Annotated in this window: 16 protein-coding genes and 1 tRNA gene; 7 read left to right on the top strand and 10 right to left on the bottom strand. The window is 67.2% G+C overall.

Annotation, left to right across the window (positions count from 1 at the left end; translation table 11 throughout):
- Positions 1–136 precede the first annotated feature (136 nt).
- Together NED98_RS05210 and NED98_RS05205 are read left to right on the top strand one after the other, a co-directional pair.
- Complete coding sequence (locus NED98_RS05210; protein ID WP_265312138.1) at positions 137–1,780, top strand: acyl-CoA dehydrogenase family protein; 1,644 nt, start codon at positions 137–139, stop codon at positions 1,778–1,780.
- A 62-nt stretch (positions 1,781–1,842) separates the two neighbouring features.
- Entirely contained in the window at positions 1,843–3,081 is a 1,239-nt protein-coding gene (locus NED98_RS05205) for a CaiB/BaiF CoA transferase family protein (protein WP_265312137.1), read from the top strand.
- A 98-nt stretch (positions 3,082–3,179) separates the two neighbouring features.
- On the opposite strand, the gene NED98_RS05200 is transcribed toward NED98_RS05205, so the two are convergent.
- The 6 genes from NED98_RS05200 to NED98_RS05175 all read right to left on the bottom strand — a co-directional run bounded on the left by NED98_RS05200 (position 3,180) and on the right by NED98_RS05175 (position 8,075).
- Positions 3,180–3,920: a TetR/AcrR family transcriptional regulator gene (locus NED98_RS05200; protein ID WP_265312136.1), complete on the bottom strand. Its 741-nt coding sequence runs from the start codon at positions 3,918–3,920 to the stop codon at positions 3,180–3,182.
- 68 nt (positions 3,921–3,988) lie between these two features.
- Positions 3,989–4,064, bottom strand: a tRNA-Thr gene (locus NED98_RS05195).
- A gap of 17 nt (positions 4,065–4,081) precedes the next feature.
- The gene (locus NED98_RS05190) at positions 4,082–4,951 is read right to left on the bottom strand and encodes a hypothetical protein (protein ID WP_265312135.1); all 870 of its coding nucleotides are present in this window, start codon (positions 4,949–4,951) and stop codon (positions 4,082–4,084) included.
- Complete coding sequence (locus NED98_RS05185) at positions 4,926–5,267, bottom strand: MmcQ/YjbR family DNA-binding protein (protein ID WP_349293033.1); 342 nt, start codon at positions 5,265–5,267, stop codon at positions 4,926–4,928. Before NED98_RS05185 ends, NED98_RS05190 begins: the two co-directional genes overlap by 26 nt.
- The gene (locus NED98_RS05180; protein WP_265312134.1) at positions 5,264–6,625 is read right to left on the bottom strand and encodes a serine hydrolase domain-containing protein; all 1,362 of its coding nucleotides are present in this window, start codon (positions 6,623–6,625) and stop codon (positions 5,264–5,266) included. Before NED98_RS05180 ends, NED98_RS05185 begins: the two co-directional genes overlap by 4 nt.
- A 127-nt stretch (positions 6,626–6,752) precedes the next feature.
- The gene (locus tag NED98_RS05175; RefSeq protein WP_265268355.1) at positions 6,753–8,075 is read right to left on the bottom strand and encodes a replication-associated recombination protein A; all 1,323 of its coding nucleotides are present in this window, start codon (positions 8,073–8,075) and stop codon (positions 6,753–6,755) included.
- Positions 8,076–8,175: 100 nt separating this feature from the next.
- Between NED98_RS05175 and NED98_RS05170 the strand changes: the two genes are divergently transcribed.
- Both NED98_RS05170 and NED98_RS05165 read left to right on the top strand, forming a co-directional pair.
- Complete coding sequence (locus NED98_RS05170; RefSeq protein ID WP_179511766.1) at positions 8,176–8,766, top strand: PadR family transcriptional regulator; 591 nt, start codon at positions 8,176–8,178, stop codon at positions 8,764–8,766.
- Positions 8,763–9,053 (top strand): DUF2218 domain-containing protein, encoded by a 291-nt coding sequence (locus tag NED98_RS05165; protein WP_179511765.1) that lies wholly within the window; start codon positions 8,763–8,765, stop codon positions 9,051–9,053. Before NED98_RS05170 ends, NED98_RS05165 begins: the two co-directional genes overlap by 4 nt.
- Before the next feature lie 98 nt (positions 9,054–9,151).
- Here NED98_RS05165 and NED98_RS05160 read toward each other — a convergent pair whose 3' ends face one another.
- Together NED98_RS05160 and NED98_RS05155 are read right to left on the bottom strand one after the other, a co-directional pair.
- On the bottom strand, positions 9,152–10,294 hold the full coding sequence (locus NED98_RS05160) for a glycosyltransferase family 4 protein (protein ID WP_265268356.1): 1,143 nt from the start codon (positions 10,292–10,294) through the stop codon (positions 9,152–9,154).
- A 183-nt stretch (positions 10,295–10,477) separates the two neighbouring features.
- Positions 10,478–12,256, bottom strand: coding sequence for a cation:proton antiporter domain-containing protein (locus NED98_RS05155; RefSeq protein WP_265268357.1), 1,779 nt, complete (start codon positions 12,254–12,256; stop codon positions 10,478–10,480).
- Positions 12,257–12,301: 45 nt separating this feature from the next.
- Between NED98_RS05155 and NED98_RS05150 the strand changes: the two genes are divergently transcribed.
- Positions 12,302–13,504, top strand: coding sequence for an FAD-dependent oxidoreductase (locus NED98_RS05150; protein ID WP_265312133.1), 1,203 nt, complete (start codon positions 12,302–12,304; stop codon positions 13,502–13,504).
- A gap of 180 nt (positions 13,505–13,684) precedes the next feature.
- On the opposite strand, the gene NED98_RS05145 is transcribed toward NED98_RS05150, so the two are convergent.
- Positions 13,685–14,905: an NADP-dependent isocitrate dehydrogenase gene (locus tag NED98_RS05145; RefSeq protein WP_179511761.1), complete on the bottom strand. Its 1,221-nt coding sequence runs from the start codon at positions 14,903–14,905 to the stop codon at positions 13,685–13,687.
- A gap of 108 nt (positions 14,906–15,013) precedes the next feature.
- Here NED98_RS05145 and NED98_RS05140 point away from each other — a divergent pair, with 108 nt between their 5' ends.
- Positions 15,014–15,751, top strand: coding sequence for a phosphatidylserine decarboxylase (locus NED98_RS05140; RefSeq protein ID WP_265268360.1), 738 nt, complete (start codon positions 15,014–15,016; stop codon positions 15,749–15,751).
- Positions 15,748–16,554, top strand: coding sequence for a CDP-alcohol phosphatidyltransferase family protein (locus tag NED98_RS05135; RefSeq protein WP_265312132.1), 807 nt, complete (start codon positions 15,748–15,750; stop codon positions 16,552–16,554). Before NED98_RS05140 ends, NED98_RS05135 begins: the two co-directional genes overlap by 4 nt.
- Here NED98_RS05135 and NED98_RS05130 read toward each other — a convergent pair.
- Positions 16,481–16,729, bottom strand: a complete 249-nt coding sequence (locus NED98_RS05130; RefSeq protein ID WP_179511758.1) for a hypothetical protein — start codon at positions 16,727–16,729, stop codon at positions 16,481–16,483. The two genes, NED98_RS05135 and NED98_RS05130, sit on opposite strands and share 74 nt — an antisense overlap.
- Positions 16,730–16,809: the final 80 nt, after the last annotated feature.

Genomic DNA, 16,809 nt, shown 5'->3' with positions numbered 1-16,809 from the left:
AATGTAAAAGTCGGCACGGAAATCGCAAGGCGGATTCGCCCGTTTGACGAGCGTGCCCGCAATTCCTTATGGTCGCCGCAAATGTTGCATCAAGGTGCAAGATCGACGGTTGCGATCGGGACGAGAAAGGCGGCGCATGGAGATTTCGGTCGGCGATTTGCTCATGCGCGCAGGTGCCGCCTGCGCCGCGGCGGAGCGTTATGTGCTTGCCGCGCGCCAGGCCTGCCGGCACCGCATCGCCGGCGGCGATGCCCGTGCGCTCGATATCGAGCAGCGCGCGCTCCATGGTTTCTCGTGGATCGCGACGCTGGCGCAATCGCTCGAGGCGGCGCGGCAATGGGCGGCGCGGCTGCAGGCGGGGGACGGCCTCGCCCCGATCGACGCGCTCGTGCTGCGGATCGGCTTCGGCGAATATCTGGCGCAGCTCGTTTATGCGCTGCCGATGAGCCAGAACGAATTGGCGCGACCGACCGATCTCGGCATCGCCGATGCCGCGCGCGCACTGGCGGACGATGCCGCGGTGGCGTGGTTTCTGGTCGAGGGCAATAATGCCGCGACCCGCGCCGCGCTGACCGCGTTGATCGAGGCCGATGCACGGCCGTCGGAGGCGCTAGGCGACGAGACGCTCGATATGATCCGCGCGCAATTCCGCGCCTTTGCCGCGCAACGTATCGCCCCCAAGGCGCATGATTGGCACCTCGCCGATGCGTTGATCCCGATCGAGATCGTTGACGAAATGGCCGATCTCGGGGTGTTCGGGATCTGCATCGACGCCGAATATGGCGGGCTGGGGCTCGGCAAGCTCGCGATGTGCGTCGTGTCGGAGGAATTGAGTCGGGGCTGGATCTGCGCCGGGTCGCTCGGCACCCGCTCCGAGATCGCGGGCGAATTGATCGGCGAAAGCGGGACCCCCGCGCAAAAGGCATATTGGCTGCCCCGGCTCGCGCGCGGCGAGACGCTGCCGACCGCAGTGTTCACCGAGCCCGATGTCGGCTCCGACCTCGCCTCGCTCAAGACGCGCGCGGTGCGCGACGGCGATGGCTGGTCGGTGACGGGGGCGAAGAACTGGATCACCCACGCGGCGCGCGCCGATCTGATGACCTTGCTGGTGCGCACCAACCCGGCCGAGCCCGGCCACGCCGGGTTGTCGATGCTGCTCGCCGCCAAGACACGCGGCACCGAAGAGGACGCCTTCCCCGACCAGGGACTCGCCGGCAGCGAGATTGAGGTGCTCGGCTATCGCGGGATGCGCGAATATGCGCTGTCGTTCGACGGTTTCCGTGTGCCCGGCGACGCGATCCTCGGCGGCGAGGAGGGCAAGGGCTTCCGCCAGCTGATGCGCACTTTCGAGGGCGCGCGAATCCAGACCGCGGCGCGCGCGATCGGCGTCGGGTGGAATGCGTTCGACGTCGGGCTGGATTATGCGCGGACGCGTCGCCAGTTCGGCTGCGCGCTCGCCGATTTCCCGCGGGTCGCCGACAAATTGGCGCTGATGCTCGTCGAGCTCGTCATGGCGCGCGAGCTCACTTATGCCGCGGCGCGGCGCAAGGACGAGGGCCGGCGCTGCGACATCGAGGCCGGCATGGCGAAACTGCTCGCCGCGCGGGTCGCCTGGGCCAATGCCGATGCGACCGTCCAGATCCACGGCGGCAACGGTTATGCGCTCGAATATCAGGCGAGCCGTATCCTTTGCGATGCGCGTATCCTCAACATCTTCGAGGGGGCGGCGGAAATCCAGGCGCATGTCGTCGCGCGCGGATTGCTGTCGGCGGCGAATTGACCTTGCGCCTTGAGTCCCGCGCGGCCTAGGCCGGCACGACTATTTGGGAGGGTGAAAGCGGCGTGACGGACGGACGGCCCGGGCGGGCGCTCGAAGGAATCAAGGTTCTCGATCTGTCGCGGGTCCTCGCCGGGCCGTGGTCGACGCAGATTCTCGCCGATCTCGGCGCCGATGTGTTCAAGGTCGAGCAGCCCGGCAAGGGGGACGATACGCGCGGCTGGGGCCCGCCGTTCCTGTCCTTGCCCGATGGCGCCGACGATCCGCAGGAAAGCGCTTATTATCTGAGCTGCAATCGCAACAAGCGCTCGGCTGCGATCGATCTCGCCAACCCGGAGGGGCAGGCGCTGATCCGCCGGCTTGCCGCTGAGGCCGATATTCTGGTCGAGAATTTCAAGGTCGGCGGGCTGGTCAAATACGGGCTCGATTATGCCAGCATCAGCGCGATCAACCCGCGCATCGTCTATTGCTCGATCACCGGCTTCGGGCAGACCGGCCCTTATGCCGATCGACCCGGCTATGATTTCGTCGCGCAGGGGATGGGCGGCTTCATGTCGATCACTGGCGAGGAGCATGGCGGGCCGCTCCGCGCCGGGGTGGCGATGGCCGATCTGTCGACCGGGATGTACGCCACCGTCTCGATCCTCGCCGCGCTGCGTCACGCCGAGCGGACGGGGGAGGGGCAACAGATCGACGTGTCGCTGCTCGATACGCAGATCGCGATGCTCGCCAATCAGGGATCGAACTGGCTCGTCGGGGGCGTCAATCCGGGTCGGCTCGGCAACCGGCACCCGACCGTGGTGCCCTATAAGACCTTCGAGGTCGCCGACGGCGTGATCATCATCGCGATCGGCAATGACAGCCAGTTCCGCGCTTTCTGCCATGAGATGGGGCGCCCCGATCTCGCCGCCGATCCGCGCTTCACCACCGGGCGCGACCGGCTGATCAACCGCGACGCGATCGAGGCCGCGGTGCAGGATATCGTCCGCGACCTGCCGGGCGGGCCGCTGATCGAGCGGCTCGTCGCGATCAACGTGCCTGCGGGGCCGGTGAATACGATCAAGGATATCTACGCCGATCCGTTCATCGCGGCGCGCGGCGTGGTGCACCGCTTCGTCCGCGAGGACGGGGTGGAGATTCCGACGGTCGCCTTCCCCGGCAAGTTTTCCGCCACCCCGACCGACTATCGCTATCGCCCGCCGCAGGTGGGGGAGCATAGCCGCGAATTACTCGGCGACTGGCTGGGGCTGTCCGATGCGGAGTTCAGCGAGCTGGAGGAAAAGGGCGCGGTCAGGCAGCGCTGAGCCGCGGGTTTTCCGGCGACGCGGCTGGAGTATCCTGCGTAAAATGTAAACCGTTCGCCCTACGGCGGTGAAGCGATCCCGATTTAACGCACGACGCTCTATTTTCCCGCGGATATCGCCGCGACATGCCCTTCGAGCAGCGGGTGCCGATCAAGCGAGTTGAGCGTGTCGACGATTTCGCGCCGCGCCGCGCCGCGTGTCGCACCGGCCATCACCGTCAGGACGCTGCGGACGACCTCGACGACCATCTTCTCGTCGGGGATTTCGCCCTCGGCCCAGGCGCTGGCGGTGGCATAGCGATAGCGGACCAGCATCGCGATCAGATCGTCGGCGTCGATCCACGGCTGGAGCTGACGCTTGCCGGCGAGCCGGCGTATCCACGGCCCGTGCGAATGCGCGGCGATGTCGTGGATCGCCTTTCTGATCTCCGGCGCGACATCGGCCGAATGATAGACGTTCATCAACGCGCGGGTGTAGTTGCGGATTTCGAGATTGCGGCGCGCGACGATGACGAGGCGCTCGATCATCCAATCGAGCGTGGCGTCCTCGGTCGAATAATGGATCCGGCGCTCATAATCCTCCATATATTTGCTGATCGCGGAGGCGACGAGATATTCCTTGCTCTGGAACGCATTGTACAAGGTGCGCTTGGCGACGTTCGCGCGCTTCGCGACATCGTCCATGCTGAGATTGGTCACGCCGACTTCGCCGATCATGCGCCGCGTTTCGTCGAGGATGCGATCGCGTCGGGCGATGATCGAGGGGCTGGCATAGCCCGAGGGCCGCGCATCGCCCGCGCATTGCGCGCTGGGCTTGGTGGTCCGATCGCGATCTCGCATCGATCCCAGGTGGCACGGAACGGAAATCGCGCCAATTGGAATCTGCACGATCGTGCGGAATTGCGATATGGTGCCGGCTGCAGGGATCGAACCCGCGGCCCCCTGATTACAAATCAGGTGCTCTACCATCTGAGCTAAGCCGGCCCGCCGGCGTCCATGCGTCAGAGAACGCCGAACGTCCAGCCCTCGCTTTGCGCGATCGGCGGGGTCATCCGCGCCGGACGCCAGAAATCGGCGTTGCCGGCGCTGCGACGCAGCCACGCCGCGGCGAGGATCGCATCGGTCGCATGATCGTCATAGCGCGCGAGCGGCAGGTGCGGCCGGGCGCCGAGCGCTGCCAGCGCGGCATCGAGCGCCTCGGCGGTGCGCAATTTGCTGATGCCCTTGCGCAGCCCCGCCGCGCGGGCGGCGATCGCGGTGTAGATTTCGACGACCGTCGCGCCGGTCGCCGGCACCGGGTCGAACGGCCAGATCGCGATCCGCTCGTTCAACCGGTGGAGCAGCCGCATCCCGGCGAAGCTCGCCTTGGCGACCTGCGCCGCGCCGATCGCGTCATAGACGGTCGAGGGTTTGGTCGACTGATCCGCCCCGGTCTCGCAGACCCGCCAGTGGAGGAAGTCGCGCTTCGCCCCGTCCGCCGCGCCGAGATAGAAATGCCGCCCGCGCCGCGCCGCGAGGAAGCTGGCGGCGCCGAGATCGGCATCGTCGCTGTGCGTGTCGACATAATGCCACAGCGCGCGGGCGTCGGCGGTGTCGGTCTCGCCCGGCAGATGCGCGCCGCGCGCGACGAACGGGGCGGAGAAGCTGAAATCGAACCCGACCAGCAGCGGCGCGTCGGCGCGCGCCAGCAGCCAATCGAGCACCGCGCTGCGCGACCAGATTCGGCCGGCGGGCTCGACCAGCACCGGCGCCGCATCGCCCGCGCCGCATTCGGCGACCGCGATCCCGCGATGCCGCGCGCCCTTCGCTCCCGACCAGTCGATCGCGACGAAGCGCGTGAAGCGATCAGGGGCGGGGGCCGAAGGTGGCACGCTGCGGTTTTTTCGCGCGATCCCACCACGCCCGGCGGATGACATTGCGCACGCGCTCTTCGTCCGCCGCGCCGTAACGCACGAGCAGCCCGGGCCAGCCCTCGTAATGCGGGGTCTGCCAGAAGGTTTCGGGATCGGTGTCGAGCAGCACCGCTTTTTCCTCGTGCGGTGCCATGACGTGAAAACTGTCCGGCTCGCGCCCGGGCGAGACGAAGGCCTTGCCGTTCACCTTGGGGCAGGGGGTGCCGTAGAAGGGCGCCATTGCCACATCCGGCAACGCGCACGCGAAGGCGACAACCTCTGCCCAATCCTTCATTGCAGCACCGCGATCGCTTCGGCCGAGAAGCGCGCGATATCGAACCGCGCCGGACCCGGATCTTCGCCGCGCCGCACGATGACGAGGCGATGCTGGGGGATGACCATCACCGATTGCCCGCGGTTACCCTGCGCGGCGTAGCTGCCGACCGGAAGCCCCTGCTTCGGCCCGAACAGCCACATCGTCGCGCCATAGCCTGGTCCTTCCGCCGGCTGCGGCCCGGCGGCACTGGTCATATAGCGCATCCAGCCCGCCGGGAGCAGGCGGCGGCCTTGCCATACGCCGTCCTGCAGCCAGAATTGTCCGAGCCGCGCGAGATCGCGGGCGGTAGTCCACACTTGGCTGGAGAGGATGTAATTGCCCTGCCAGTCGGTCCCGGTGGTGGTATGGGTCATGCCGAGCGGGTGGAACAGCCCGCCGTGCGGCAGATTGGCGTAGCGCGCCTCGCCCAGCGTCGCGCGCAGGCTGCGCGTCGCGAGCAGGATATCGTTATTGGCGTAGCGGAAGCGCGTCCCGCGCGCGGCCTCGATCGGCCAGCCGGTCGCGCTCTCGGTGACCGCGGTGCCGCCGAAATAGATCGCATCGGTGCGGTTGCCGGCGGTGTCGCTGTGCAACCCGCTCGCCATCCGCATCAGATTGTCGAGCGTGATCGCGGCGCGCGGATCGCCGGGATGGCGCCATTCGGGGATCGTCGCCGGACGATGCGGATCGATCCGCGCGGTGACAGAGGCGATGCCGACCAATGTGCCGGCGATGCTCTTGGCGACCGACCAGGTGCGATTGGCGACGAACGGGCCGAAGCCCGGCGCATATTGTTCGGCGACGATGCGGCCGTCCTTGAGGATCACCACGCCGGTCGTCACGCTCTCCGCGCCGAAGCTCGCGCGATCGAATGCGCGCGCAACGAGCGCGGCGAGCCCCGGCGAGGGGCGCGGCGCGATGCCGGCATCGCCCATCGGCCATTGGCGCGGATCGGGGATGAGCGCGGTCGGCGGGGTAGCGGACGGATTGACCCGGTCGGCGTGCGCCCCGATCGGCGAAAGGTAACAGCCGAAGCGTGGCCGCCACATCGCGCGGCGCGGCGCGAGCTGGCCGTCGAACGCGACCGTCACGATCCGCGCGCGCCGGTCGACCGTCGCGGGGAGCGTCGGGACGATCGCGTCATATTCGGGATAGATGCCGCGCAACTCGACCGAGGCGATCTGCGCCTCGGTACGGCCGGCGTCGAAAATGCCCTCGCACAAGGTGAGCGCCTTATACCCGGCGGCGACCGCCTGATGATAGGATTGTTGCGAGGTCGGGTGAATCTGCTGCGCCGAAACCGGCGTGGCGAGTGCCAGCAGCGCGACTGCCGTCATGCCGGACTTGATCCGGCATCCAGGGCCACTGATGCCGTCGCCTGAGACTCTGGATGCCGGGTCGGGCTCGGCATGACGGTAAATGGAGCGGCGCCGGCTGCCGGTTTCCAGCGGATGATGATCGGTTCTACGTATTCTTTTCACGCCGGCGTTCGTCCCACCAGGCGAGCCGCTCGGCAACCCTTTTCTCATATCCGCGCCCGGTCGGCTGGTAGAAATTCTCGGGATTCATCCCTTCCGGCCAATAGTTTGCGCCGGAGAAGGCATCATCGCTGCTATGATCGTATTCATAGCCCTTGCCATAGCCGATCTCCTTCATCAGCCGCGTCGGGGCGTTGAGGATATTGGCGGGCGGCATCAGCGATCCCGTCTCGCGCGCCGACCGCCACGCCGCCTTCATCGCCTCATAGGCGGCGTTCGATTTGGGCGCGGTGGCGAGGTACAGGCACGCCTGGACGATCGCCAATTCGCCTTCGGGCGAGCCGAGCAGCTCATAGGCGTCCTTGGCGGCGATGCACTGCGTCAGCGCCTGCGGATCGGCCATGCCGATATCCTCGACCGCCATGCGGGTCAGCCGGCGCAATGCATACAGCGGCTCCTCCCCGGCGACGAGCATCCGCGCGAGATAGTAAAGCGCGGCTTGCGGATCCGATCCGCGCACCGATTTGTGGAGCGCGGAGATGAGGTTGTAATGCCCCTCGCGATCCTTGTCGTACACCGCGACGCGGCGCTGGAGGAAGGATGACAGCCCGGCCGGATCGAGCGGCTCGGTGATGCCGACCGAGAACAAGGTCTCCGCCTGATTGAGCAGGAAGCGCCCGTCGCCGTCGGCGCTCGCCACCAAAGCCTCGCGCGCCGGCGGGGTGAGCGGGAGGGGGCGCTCCATCTCCGCCTCGGCGCGATCGAGCAGCCGGCTCAGCGCGTCATGATCGAGGCGGTGGAGGATCAGCACCTGCGCGCGGCTGAGCAATGCCGCGTTGAGCTCGAACGACGGGTTTTCGGTCGTCGCGCCGACCAATGTGACGGTGCCGTTCTCGACATAGGGCAGGAAGCCGTCCTGCTGCGCGCGATTGAAACGGTGGATTTCGTCGACGAACAGCAGGGTGCGGCGCCCGGTGCGCATATGCTCGCGCGCCTCGGCGAAGACCTTCTTGAGATCGGCGACCCCCGAGAACACCGCCGAGATTGGCGCGAAACGCAGCCCCACCGCATCGGCGAGCAGCCGCGCGATCGTCGTCTTGCCGGTGCCGGGCGGCCCCCACAGGATCATCGAGGAGAGCCGCCCCGCCGCAACCATCCGCCCGATCGCGCCTTCCGGCCCGGTGAGATGCTCCTGCCCGACCACCTCGTCCAGCGCGCGCGGGCGCAGCCGATCGGCCAGCGGCGCATCGGCGGCGGGGAGTTCCTCGGGCGGGGAGGCGGGTTCGAACCCGGCGAACAAGTCAGCCATCTGGCCAAGATAGGAGGCTCGTCGATTTTTTCACAGCGGGGGTTGCATCCGTTGTATCAAGATATATCTTAGCGCCATCTTGATATATAGAGGATACAACATGTTTCATGGAATGCACGGCCGCCGCGGCGGCCATTGCGGGCCGCGCGGTCATCGTGGCGGCGGCTGGGGCGCCTTTGGCGGCGAATGGTCATTCGGCGGCGCGGAGCGCGGCGGTGGCGGCCGTGGCCGACGAATGTTCGACGGCGGCGAATTGCGCCTCGTGCTGCTCAAGCTGATCGCCGACGAGCCGCGCCACGGCTATGAATTGATCCGCGCGATCGAGGAATTGACCGGCGGCGATTATGCGCCCAGCCCGGGGGTGGTCTATCCGACGCTGACCCTGCTCGAAGAGATGGGCTTCATCGAGGAGCAGGCCAATGAGGAGAAGCGCAAGCGCTACGCCGCGACCGACGAAGGCCGCGCGCATCTGGAGGAGAATCGCGAGCAGGCCGAGGCGCTGATCGAGCGGCTCACCCGCGTCGGCGAGCGTCGCCAGCGCACCGACGGCGCGCCGATCCGTCGCGCGATGGGCAATTTGCGCGTCGCGCTCGAGCATCGGCTGGCACGGGGCGAATTCTCGCAGGATACGCTCCACGATGTCGCCGCGCTGATCGACGAGGTCGCGCAGAAGATCGAGCGGCTGCGGTGAGCGTTTCGCTCGCACGCGTGCCGACCGCTTCGGCGAGCCGCTATCTCCAGCAGCTCGCCAAGCATTGGAGCCACAAGATGGTCGTCACCTTCTCGCCCGAGGAGGGGACGATCGACTTCCCTAACGGCAGCCGGCTGGAGATGCGCGCCGACAGCGAAACGCTGGATGTCGCGCTGACCGTTCCCGCGGGGGAAGATGTCGAACGGATGCGCGGCGTGGTGGCGAGCCACCTCGATCGTTTCGCGTTCCGCGAGGCGCCGCTGACCTTCGACTGGCGCGAGGGGTAGGCTAACCTCCGTTCGCCCCGAGCTTGTCGAAGGGCTGCTTTTCTTCCTCGGAAGAAAAGGACAGGGCTTCGACAGGCTCAGCCCGAACGGTGGGAGGTTTAACGCCGCTCCAACGCCAGATACGCATCCAGTACCGCCTGATTGGCGACATCCCAGCGATAGCCGGCTGCCTTGCGGTGGCCGGCTTCGCCCATTGCTTCGCGCAGCGCCGGATCGGCGACGATCCGCGCGATCGCATCGGCATAGGCCGCCACATCGCGCGGCGGGACAAGGAAGCCGTTGACCCCGTCCTCGACCAGATCGACCGCCCCGGTGGCGCGCGCCGCGACGACCGGGACGGCGCTCGCCATCGCCTCGGTGGTGACGTTGCCGAAGGTTTCGGTGACGCTGGGGTTGAAGAACACATCCATCGACGCGACCGCGCGGCCGAGCGCGTCGCCCGACTGGAAGCCGGTGAACACCGCATCGGGCACCGCCTCGGCGAACCAGTCGCGCGCCGGGCCTTCGCCGACCACCAGCACCTTGTGCGCCACCCCGCGCCGCTTGAGCTCGGTCGAGACCTCGGCGAAGATGTCGAGCCCTTTTTCCTTGACCAGCCGCCCGAGGAAACCGACCGCCATCTCGTGATCGGCGATGCCGAGCGAGCGCCGCCACGCCAGATCGCGCCGGTCGGGACGGAAGCGATCGTGGTTGATCCCGCGCGACCAGATTCCCATCGGCGCGGTAACCCCCCATTCGGCGAGCAGCGCCATCATGCTGTTGCTGGGGACGAGCACGCGATCGAAGCGGTTGTAGAACCGCGTCATCAGATATTTGACCAGCGGCTCGAGGAACCCGAGGCCGTAATAGCTGCAATAGGTTTCGAACCGTGTGTGGAACGAGGCGACCGCCGGGATACTGTTCCGGCGCGCCCAGCGCACTGCGGCATGGCCGAGGATTTCGGGGGCGGAGACGTGGACGATATTGGGCGCGAACGCCTCCAGATCGGCGCGCGGTCGCGCCGGCAGCCCACGCGCGAGCTTATATTCGCCGCGCCCGGCGAACATCGGGAAGGACGGCACGTCGACCAGATCGCCGACCGGCGGAAAGGCGGGTTCGGGCACCGTCGGCGAATAGACACGGACCTTCACCCCGCGTTCGAGCAGATACCCGACGAGCAGGTTGAGCGACTGGTTGGCGCCGTCGCGCACATAATTGTAATTGCCGCTGAACAAGGCGACGCGAAGATCGGACGGCTCCATAGCGGCGCGCGTTAGTGGCTGATCGTGGCGAAAACTAGGGCGACCGGTAGGATACAGTCCGGTTTTCATCGTTCTGTTATCGTCATGCCGGATTGATCCCGCATCCAGAGCCGCAGACGGCAGCATTCGTCGCCCTGGATGCCGGGTCGAGCCCGGCATGACGATGTTCGCAGTCAGCCGCGCCTATTCGGTCGCGATCTCGCTCTTGCGCTTGATGCGGCGGATGCGCGGTTCGCGGGTCAGTGCGGCTTCGCGCCGGATCGTTTCGCGCATCTCGTCGCGCTTCTCGTGGATCGAGGCGATCACCGGCCCCATCGCGACGCCGAGATCGACGAGCACCGCCTCCGACAATTGCAGCGAGCTTTCCAGCGTTTCGGGCACCGCATCGGTCACCCCGGCGCGGTAGAGCTCGGCGGCGTGGCGCGTATCGCGGGCGCGCGCGATGATCGGCAGATCGGGGGCGAGCGCGCGGATCCGCCGCGCCAGCCGAACGGTCAGCACCGGATCGTCCATCGTCAGGATCAGCGCACGCGCGGCGGGCAGATCGAGCCGATCGACCAGCCCGCCGCGCGCGACATCGCCGAACATCACCGGATAGCCGCTGAGCTGGCCCGCCTTCACCGCGTCGATATCGGCTTCCACCGCGATATAGGGCTGGTCGTGCGCGGTGAGCATATCCGCCACCAGCCGCCCGACACGGCCGAAGCCGATCACCACCGAGCGCTGCACGCCCGCGGTTTCGGGCACGGCATGCGGATCGAGCGTCGTATCGAGCCGCCGCGCGACCGCGGTGCCGGCACGCGCGAGCAGCGGGGTGATCGTCAATCCGATCGCGGTGACGGTTTGCCAGAAGGCGGCGGTGGAAGCCTGGATGAGCTGCGCCTGCGCCGCGGCGGCGAGCACGATCAGCGTGGTTTCGGAGGGGCTGCCCATCAGCAGCCCGGTCTCGGCCGCGACCCCGCGCCGCGCATTGGCGACGCGCAAGAGCAGATAGGTGACGATCGTCTTGATCGCCACCACCCCGATCACCGCGAGCAGCAATTCGCTCCAATTGTCGATGATCGAGCTGAGGTCGACGCTCATCCCCACCGTGATCAGGAACACCCCGAGCGCGAGCCCCTTGAACGGGGCGGTGATCACCTCGACTTCGGTATGATATTCGGTCTCGGCGATCAGCAGCCCGGCGAGCAGCGCCCCGACGATCGGTGACAGACCCGCCGCGGTGGTCGCGACGCTGGCGACGATCACCACCAGCAGCGAGGCGGCGAGGAACAATTCAGGGCTTTTGGTGCGCGCGGCCTGCGCGAACAGCCGCGGCAGGACGAGGCGCCCGCCGATGTACATCGCCACCACCGTCAGCCCGCCGCGCAATGCGACGCCGGCCAGCCCCTGCCACCCGGTATCGCTCGCGGTGGGGGCCATCGCGCCGAGCGCGAAAATGATCGGGACCAGCGCGAGATCCTCGAACAACAGCATCGCGAAGGCGCCGCGCCCCACCGCGCCGGTCGTCCCGACCAGCGGCAGCACCAGGGCGGTGGAGGACAAGGCGAGCGCCAGCCCGAGCCCGATCGCGCCCGCCCAATTCTGCCCCAATAGGTGCAGCCCAGCGCCGATCAGCAGCCCCGAACCGAGCAATTCGGCTGCGCCGGTGCCGAACACCAGCCGGCGCATCGACCATAACCGCCGGAACGACAATTCGAGCCCGATCGAGAACAGCAGCAGCACGATGCCGAATTCGGCGAACGGCTCGATCGCATGCGGATCGGTGATCGTGAAATAATAGAGCCACGGCGCATCGTCGACCAGCCGCCCGAGCCCCGCCGGGCCGACCAGCATGCCGACGAGGATGAACCCGATCACCGGGCTGATCTTGAAACGCGCGAAGGCGGGGATCACCAGCCCCGCCGCGCCGAGAATGACCAGCGCGTCGCTGAAGCCTTTATTGTCCAATCCGATCGCCATAACGTTATCCTAAGCAGAGGCGGGGGGCGCTGTCAGGACGAGTCGATGGAAAAATACGATATCGTCATTGTCGGTGGCGGCCCGGCGGGGATGATGGCCGGGCTGCTCTTCGCGCGCGCCGGCCTCGGCGTGGCGGTGCTGGAGAAGCATCGCGACTTCCTGCGCGATTTCCGCGGCGATACCGTCCATCCCTCGACGCTCGATCTGTTCGACGAACTGGGACTGTTCGACGCCTTGCTCGCCGAGCCGCACGACAAGATCGAGGAAATCGGCGCGGTCGTTGCGGGGCACGATTATCGGCTGGCCGATTTCACCCATTTGCCGGGGCGCGGACGCTTCGTCGCGCTGATGCCACAATGGCATTTCCTCGATTTCGTCGCACGCCAGGCGCGGCGCTATCCGGGGTTCGATCTCCGGATGGAGACCGCCGGCGCCGCGCTGATCGCAGGCGAGGGCGGGCGGATCGCCGGGGTGCGCACCGCGCAGGGCAAGGAATTGCGGGCGCGACTGGTGATCCTTGCCGACGGGCGCGATTCGGCGTTGCGCGATGCGGCCGGGTTGCCGCGCACCGATCTGGGGGTGCCGATCGACGTCTTCTGGTTCCGCGTCCCCAAGGAGCGCGGCGCGGAGAATCGCACCGCCGCCTATCTCTCGCAGGGGCAGATGGTCGTCGCGATCGATCGCGGTGATTATTTCCAGTGCGCGCGCGTGATCCGCAAGGGCAGCGCGGCCGAGGTGCGTGAGCGCGGCATCGCGACCTTTCGCACCGATATGGCGGCAGCGGCGCCGGTGATCGCACCGGGCATCGCGGCGGTGCGCGATTGGGACGATGTGAAATTGCTGTCGGTCTCGCTCGACCGGCTGACGCGCTGGCACCGGCCGGGGCTGCTCGCGATCGGCGATGCGGCGCATGCCATGTCGCCGGTCGGCGGGGTGGGGATCAATCTTGCGATCCAGGATGCGGTGGCGGCGGCGAATATCCTCGCCGCGCCGATGTTGCGCGGGGAGGATCCTGATGCGTTGCTCGCGAAGGTGCAGGCGCGGCGGATGTTTCCGGTGAAGGTGATCCAGGCGATCCAGCGCGCGGCGCATCGCAACGTGCTCGAACGCGCGCTTTCCGGCGAGATCGCGCACGCGCCGCTGTTGCTGCGGCTATTCGACCGGGTGGCGCTGCTCCGCCGCATTCCGGCGCGGGTGCTGGGGCTGGGCGTGCGGCGCGAGCATATCCGGTCGCCGGTCGGTGGTTAGCGCGCCGAGCGCAAGTCTCCGTTCGCCCTGAGCTTGTCGAAGGGCTGTCCTTCCTCATTGGAAGAAAAGGGCAGGGCTTCGACAGGCTCAGCCCGAACGGGGAGAGCGCGGCAAAAAACCGGCGCCCGCAGCGGATGCGGACGCCGGTTTCGTCATTCCGACGCTAGCGCCGGGCCGAAATCAGGCCCAGGTCGCCATCTTGGCTTCGAGGTTGGCGCGGATCGCCTCGAAGAACTGCTCGGTGGTCATCCACTTCTGATCCGGGCCGATCAGGATCGCGAGATCCTTGGTCATGTCGCCCGCCTCGACCGTCTCGATGCAGACCTGCTCGAGCGTCTCGGCGAAGCGCGTCACGTCGGGCGTGCCGTCGAACTTGCCGCGATACTTGAGCCCGCCGGTCCAGGCGAAGATCGACGCGATCGGGTTGGTCGAGGTCGCCTTGCCCTGCTGGTGCTGGCGATAGTGGCGGGTGACGGTGCCGTGCGCCGCCTCGGCCTCGATCGTCTTGCCGTCCGGGGTCATCAGCACCGAGGTCATCAGCCCGAGGCTGCCGAAGCCCTGCGCCACCTGATCCGACTGCACGTCGCCGTCGTAATTCTTGCAGGCCCAGACGAATTCGCCGTTCCACTTCAGTGCGCTGGCGACCATGTCGTCGATCAGGCGATGCTCGTAGACGATGCCGGCGTCCTTGAACTTATCCTTGAATTCGCTCTCGAACACCTCGGCGAAGATATCCTTGAAGCGCCCGTCATAGGCCTTGAGGATCGTGTTCTTGGTCGACAGGTACAGCGGCCAGTTGCGGCCGAGCGAATAGTTCATCGAGGCGCGCGCGAAATCGCGGATCGATTCGTCGAGATTGTACATCCCCATCGCCACGCCGGCGCCGGGGAAATCGTACACGTCCTTCTCGATGACGGTGCCGTCCTCGCCCTCGAACTTCATCGTCAATTTGCCCTTGCCGGGCACCTTGAAATCGGTCGCGCGATACTGGTCGCCGAAGGCGTGACGGCCGACGACGATCGGGTGGGTCCAGCCCGGGATCAGCCGCGGCACGTTGCGGATCACGATCGGCTCGCGGAAGATCACGCCGCCCAGGATGTTGCGGATCGTGCCGTTGGGCGATTTCCACATCTGCTTGAGGCCGAATTCCTCGACCCGCGCCTCGTCCGGGGTGATCGTCGCGCACTTCACCGCGACGCCATATTTCTGCGTGGCGTGCGCGCTGTCGATCGTCACCTGATCGTTGGTCGCATCGCGATGCTCGACGCCGAGGTCGTAATAATCGAGCTCGATATCGAGATACGGCTTGATCAGGCGTTCGCGGATCCATTCCCAGATGATCCGAGTCATTTCGTCGCCGTCGATCTCCACGACGGGCGTCTTCACCTTGATCTTCGCCATGTGCGCTTCCTTGAGACTAGGGAGGTTTGGCGTGCCGATAGGAGGAAGGGCGCGGGGGATCAACCGTTGCGCGTTGTGTGTGCCACAGCACACCGCTAGACAGCCGGCATGTCATCGCTCGATAAATCGGACGGCCCCGGCGGCCTCCCCACGACTACGACCGTCAAATGGCGCTTTCCCGCGGTTCATCCCGAGGGGCAGAAGTTCGTCGCCATCGCGTTCGGCCTCACCCTGCTGCTGACGATCGCCTCCAACATCTTCTTCTGGCCGATGCTGGGGCTGACGGTGTGGGTCGCGGCGTTCTTCCGCGATCCGGTGCGCACCACCCCGCGCGGCGACGATCTGGTGATCGCGCCCGCCGACGGGCTGGTGACGATGATCGAGCGCGTCCCGGTGCCGCGCGAACTGACCGGCGAGCTCGGCACCGAGCCGATGGTCCGCGTCTCGATCTTCATGTCGGTGTTCGATGTCCATATCAATCGCGCCCCGATCGCCGGGACGATCAAGCAAGTCGTTTATATCTCGGGCAAGTTCCTCAACGCCGATCTCGACAAGGCGTCGGAGGACAATGAGCGCCAGCATTTCGTGGTCGAGGGGCATGACGGGCGCCGCGTCGGCTTCACCCAGATCGCCGGACTCGTCGCGCGCCGCATCGTCGGCTTTGCGCGGGTCGGCGATATCGTCGCGGTTGGCCAGCGCGTCGGGCTGATTCGCTTCGGCAGCCGCGTCGACGTGTTCCTCCCCGAAGGCTGCGCGCCGCAGGTGGCGCTCGGCCAGCGCTCGGTCGCCGGCGAGACGATCATCGGTCGGTTCGGCGGACAACCGGTGAGCGGCACCGCGCAATGACGCGACCGCCGCGCCGCCGGGTCGGCCTGCCGCTGCGCGCGGTGCTGCCCAATGCGGTGACCGCGCTGGGGCTGTGCGCCGGCCTCTCCGGCATCCGTTTTGCGATCGCCGGCTGGTGGGAACTGGCGGTGGCAATGGTGCTGCTCGCGGGAGTGCTCGACGGGCTCGACGGGCGCATCGCGCGGATGGTGCGCGGGCAGAGCCGCTTCGGCGCCGAGCTCGATTCGCTTGCCGACGCGATTTCATTCGGGGTTTCGCCCGCGCTGATCCTCTACCTCTGGTCGCTCTCCGCGCTGCCGCGGTTCGGCTGGGCGGCGGCGCTGATGTTCGCGGTGTTCTGCGCGCTGCGCCTCGCGCGGTTCAACGCCAATATCGACGTGACCGAACAGCCGCATAAGTCCGCGGGCTTCCTCACCGGGGTGCCCGCGCCCGCGGGCGCGGGGCTGGCGCTGTTGCCGATGTTCCTGTGGTTCTGGAGCGGCGAGACGCTGTTGCGCTCGCCGTTCGTCGTTGCACCGTGGACCGCGCTGGTCGCGCTGCTGATGGTATCGAGCCTCGCGACCTATTCCTGGGGCTCGCTTCGCCTGCGCCGCAACATCCGCTTCGAGGCGCTGGCGGTGGTGGTGCTGTTCGGCGCGGCGGCGGTCTCCGCGCCGTGGCACACCGCCTCCGCCCTGTGCATCATCTATCTGCTGACCGTGCCGTTCAGCATTGCCAGCTACAATCGCGTCAGGCGGCTGCGCGCAGCCGGGCAATCGGGGGCGCAACCGGGCGCAGCGGCGCCGACGCCGCCCGCCGCCTGACCGGCAGCCGGTGCGTGCTGCGCGCCGGCGTCACCACCGGCATCATCGCCAGCGGCGAACGGCCTGCCAGCGCCAGCCGGATCTTGTCGATATTCGGCCCGACCGTGCCGGCAATGGCATAGCTCGCCACGCCCAAGGTGCCCCCGAAAACCGCGATCGCCAGCATCATCATCATCTTGGCCTCCTGCGTGCCGATGTTCGTTCTATGTTCTGATGCTGTGTTCCATGTATGTTCCGACGTGTCAAGCGGGTTCG

The organism is Sphingomonas lycopersici, from assembly GCF_026130605.1.
GTDB classification, from domain to species: domain Bacteria; phylum Pseudomonadota; class Alphaproteobacteria; order Sphingomonadales; family Sphingomonadaceae; genus Sphingomonas; species Sphingomonas lycopersici.
The sequence above is the reverse complement of the archived record's forward strand: the minus strand, read 5'-3'. Positions and strand labels throughout refer to the sequence as shown.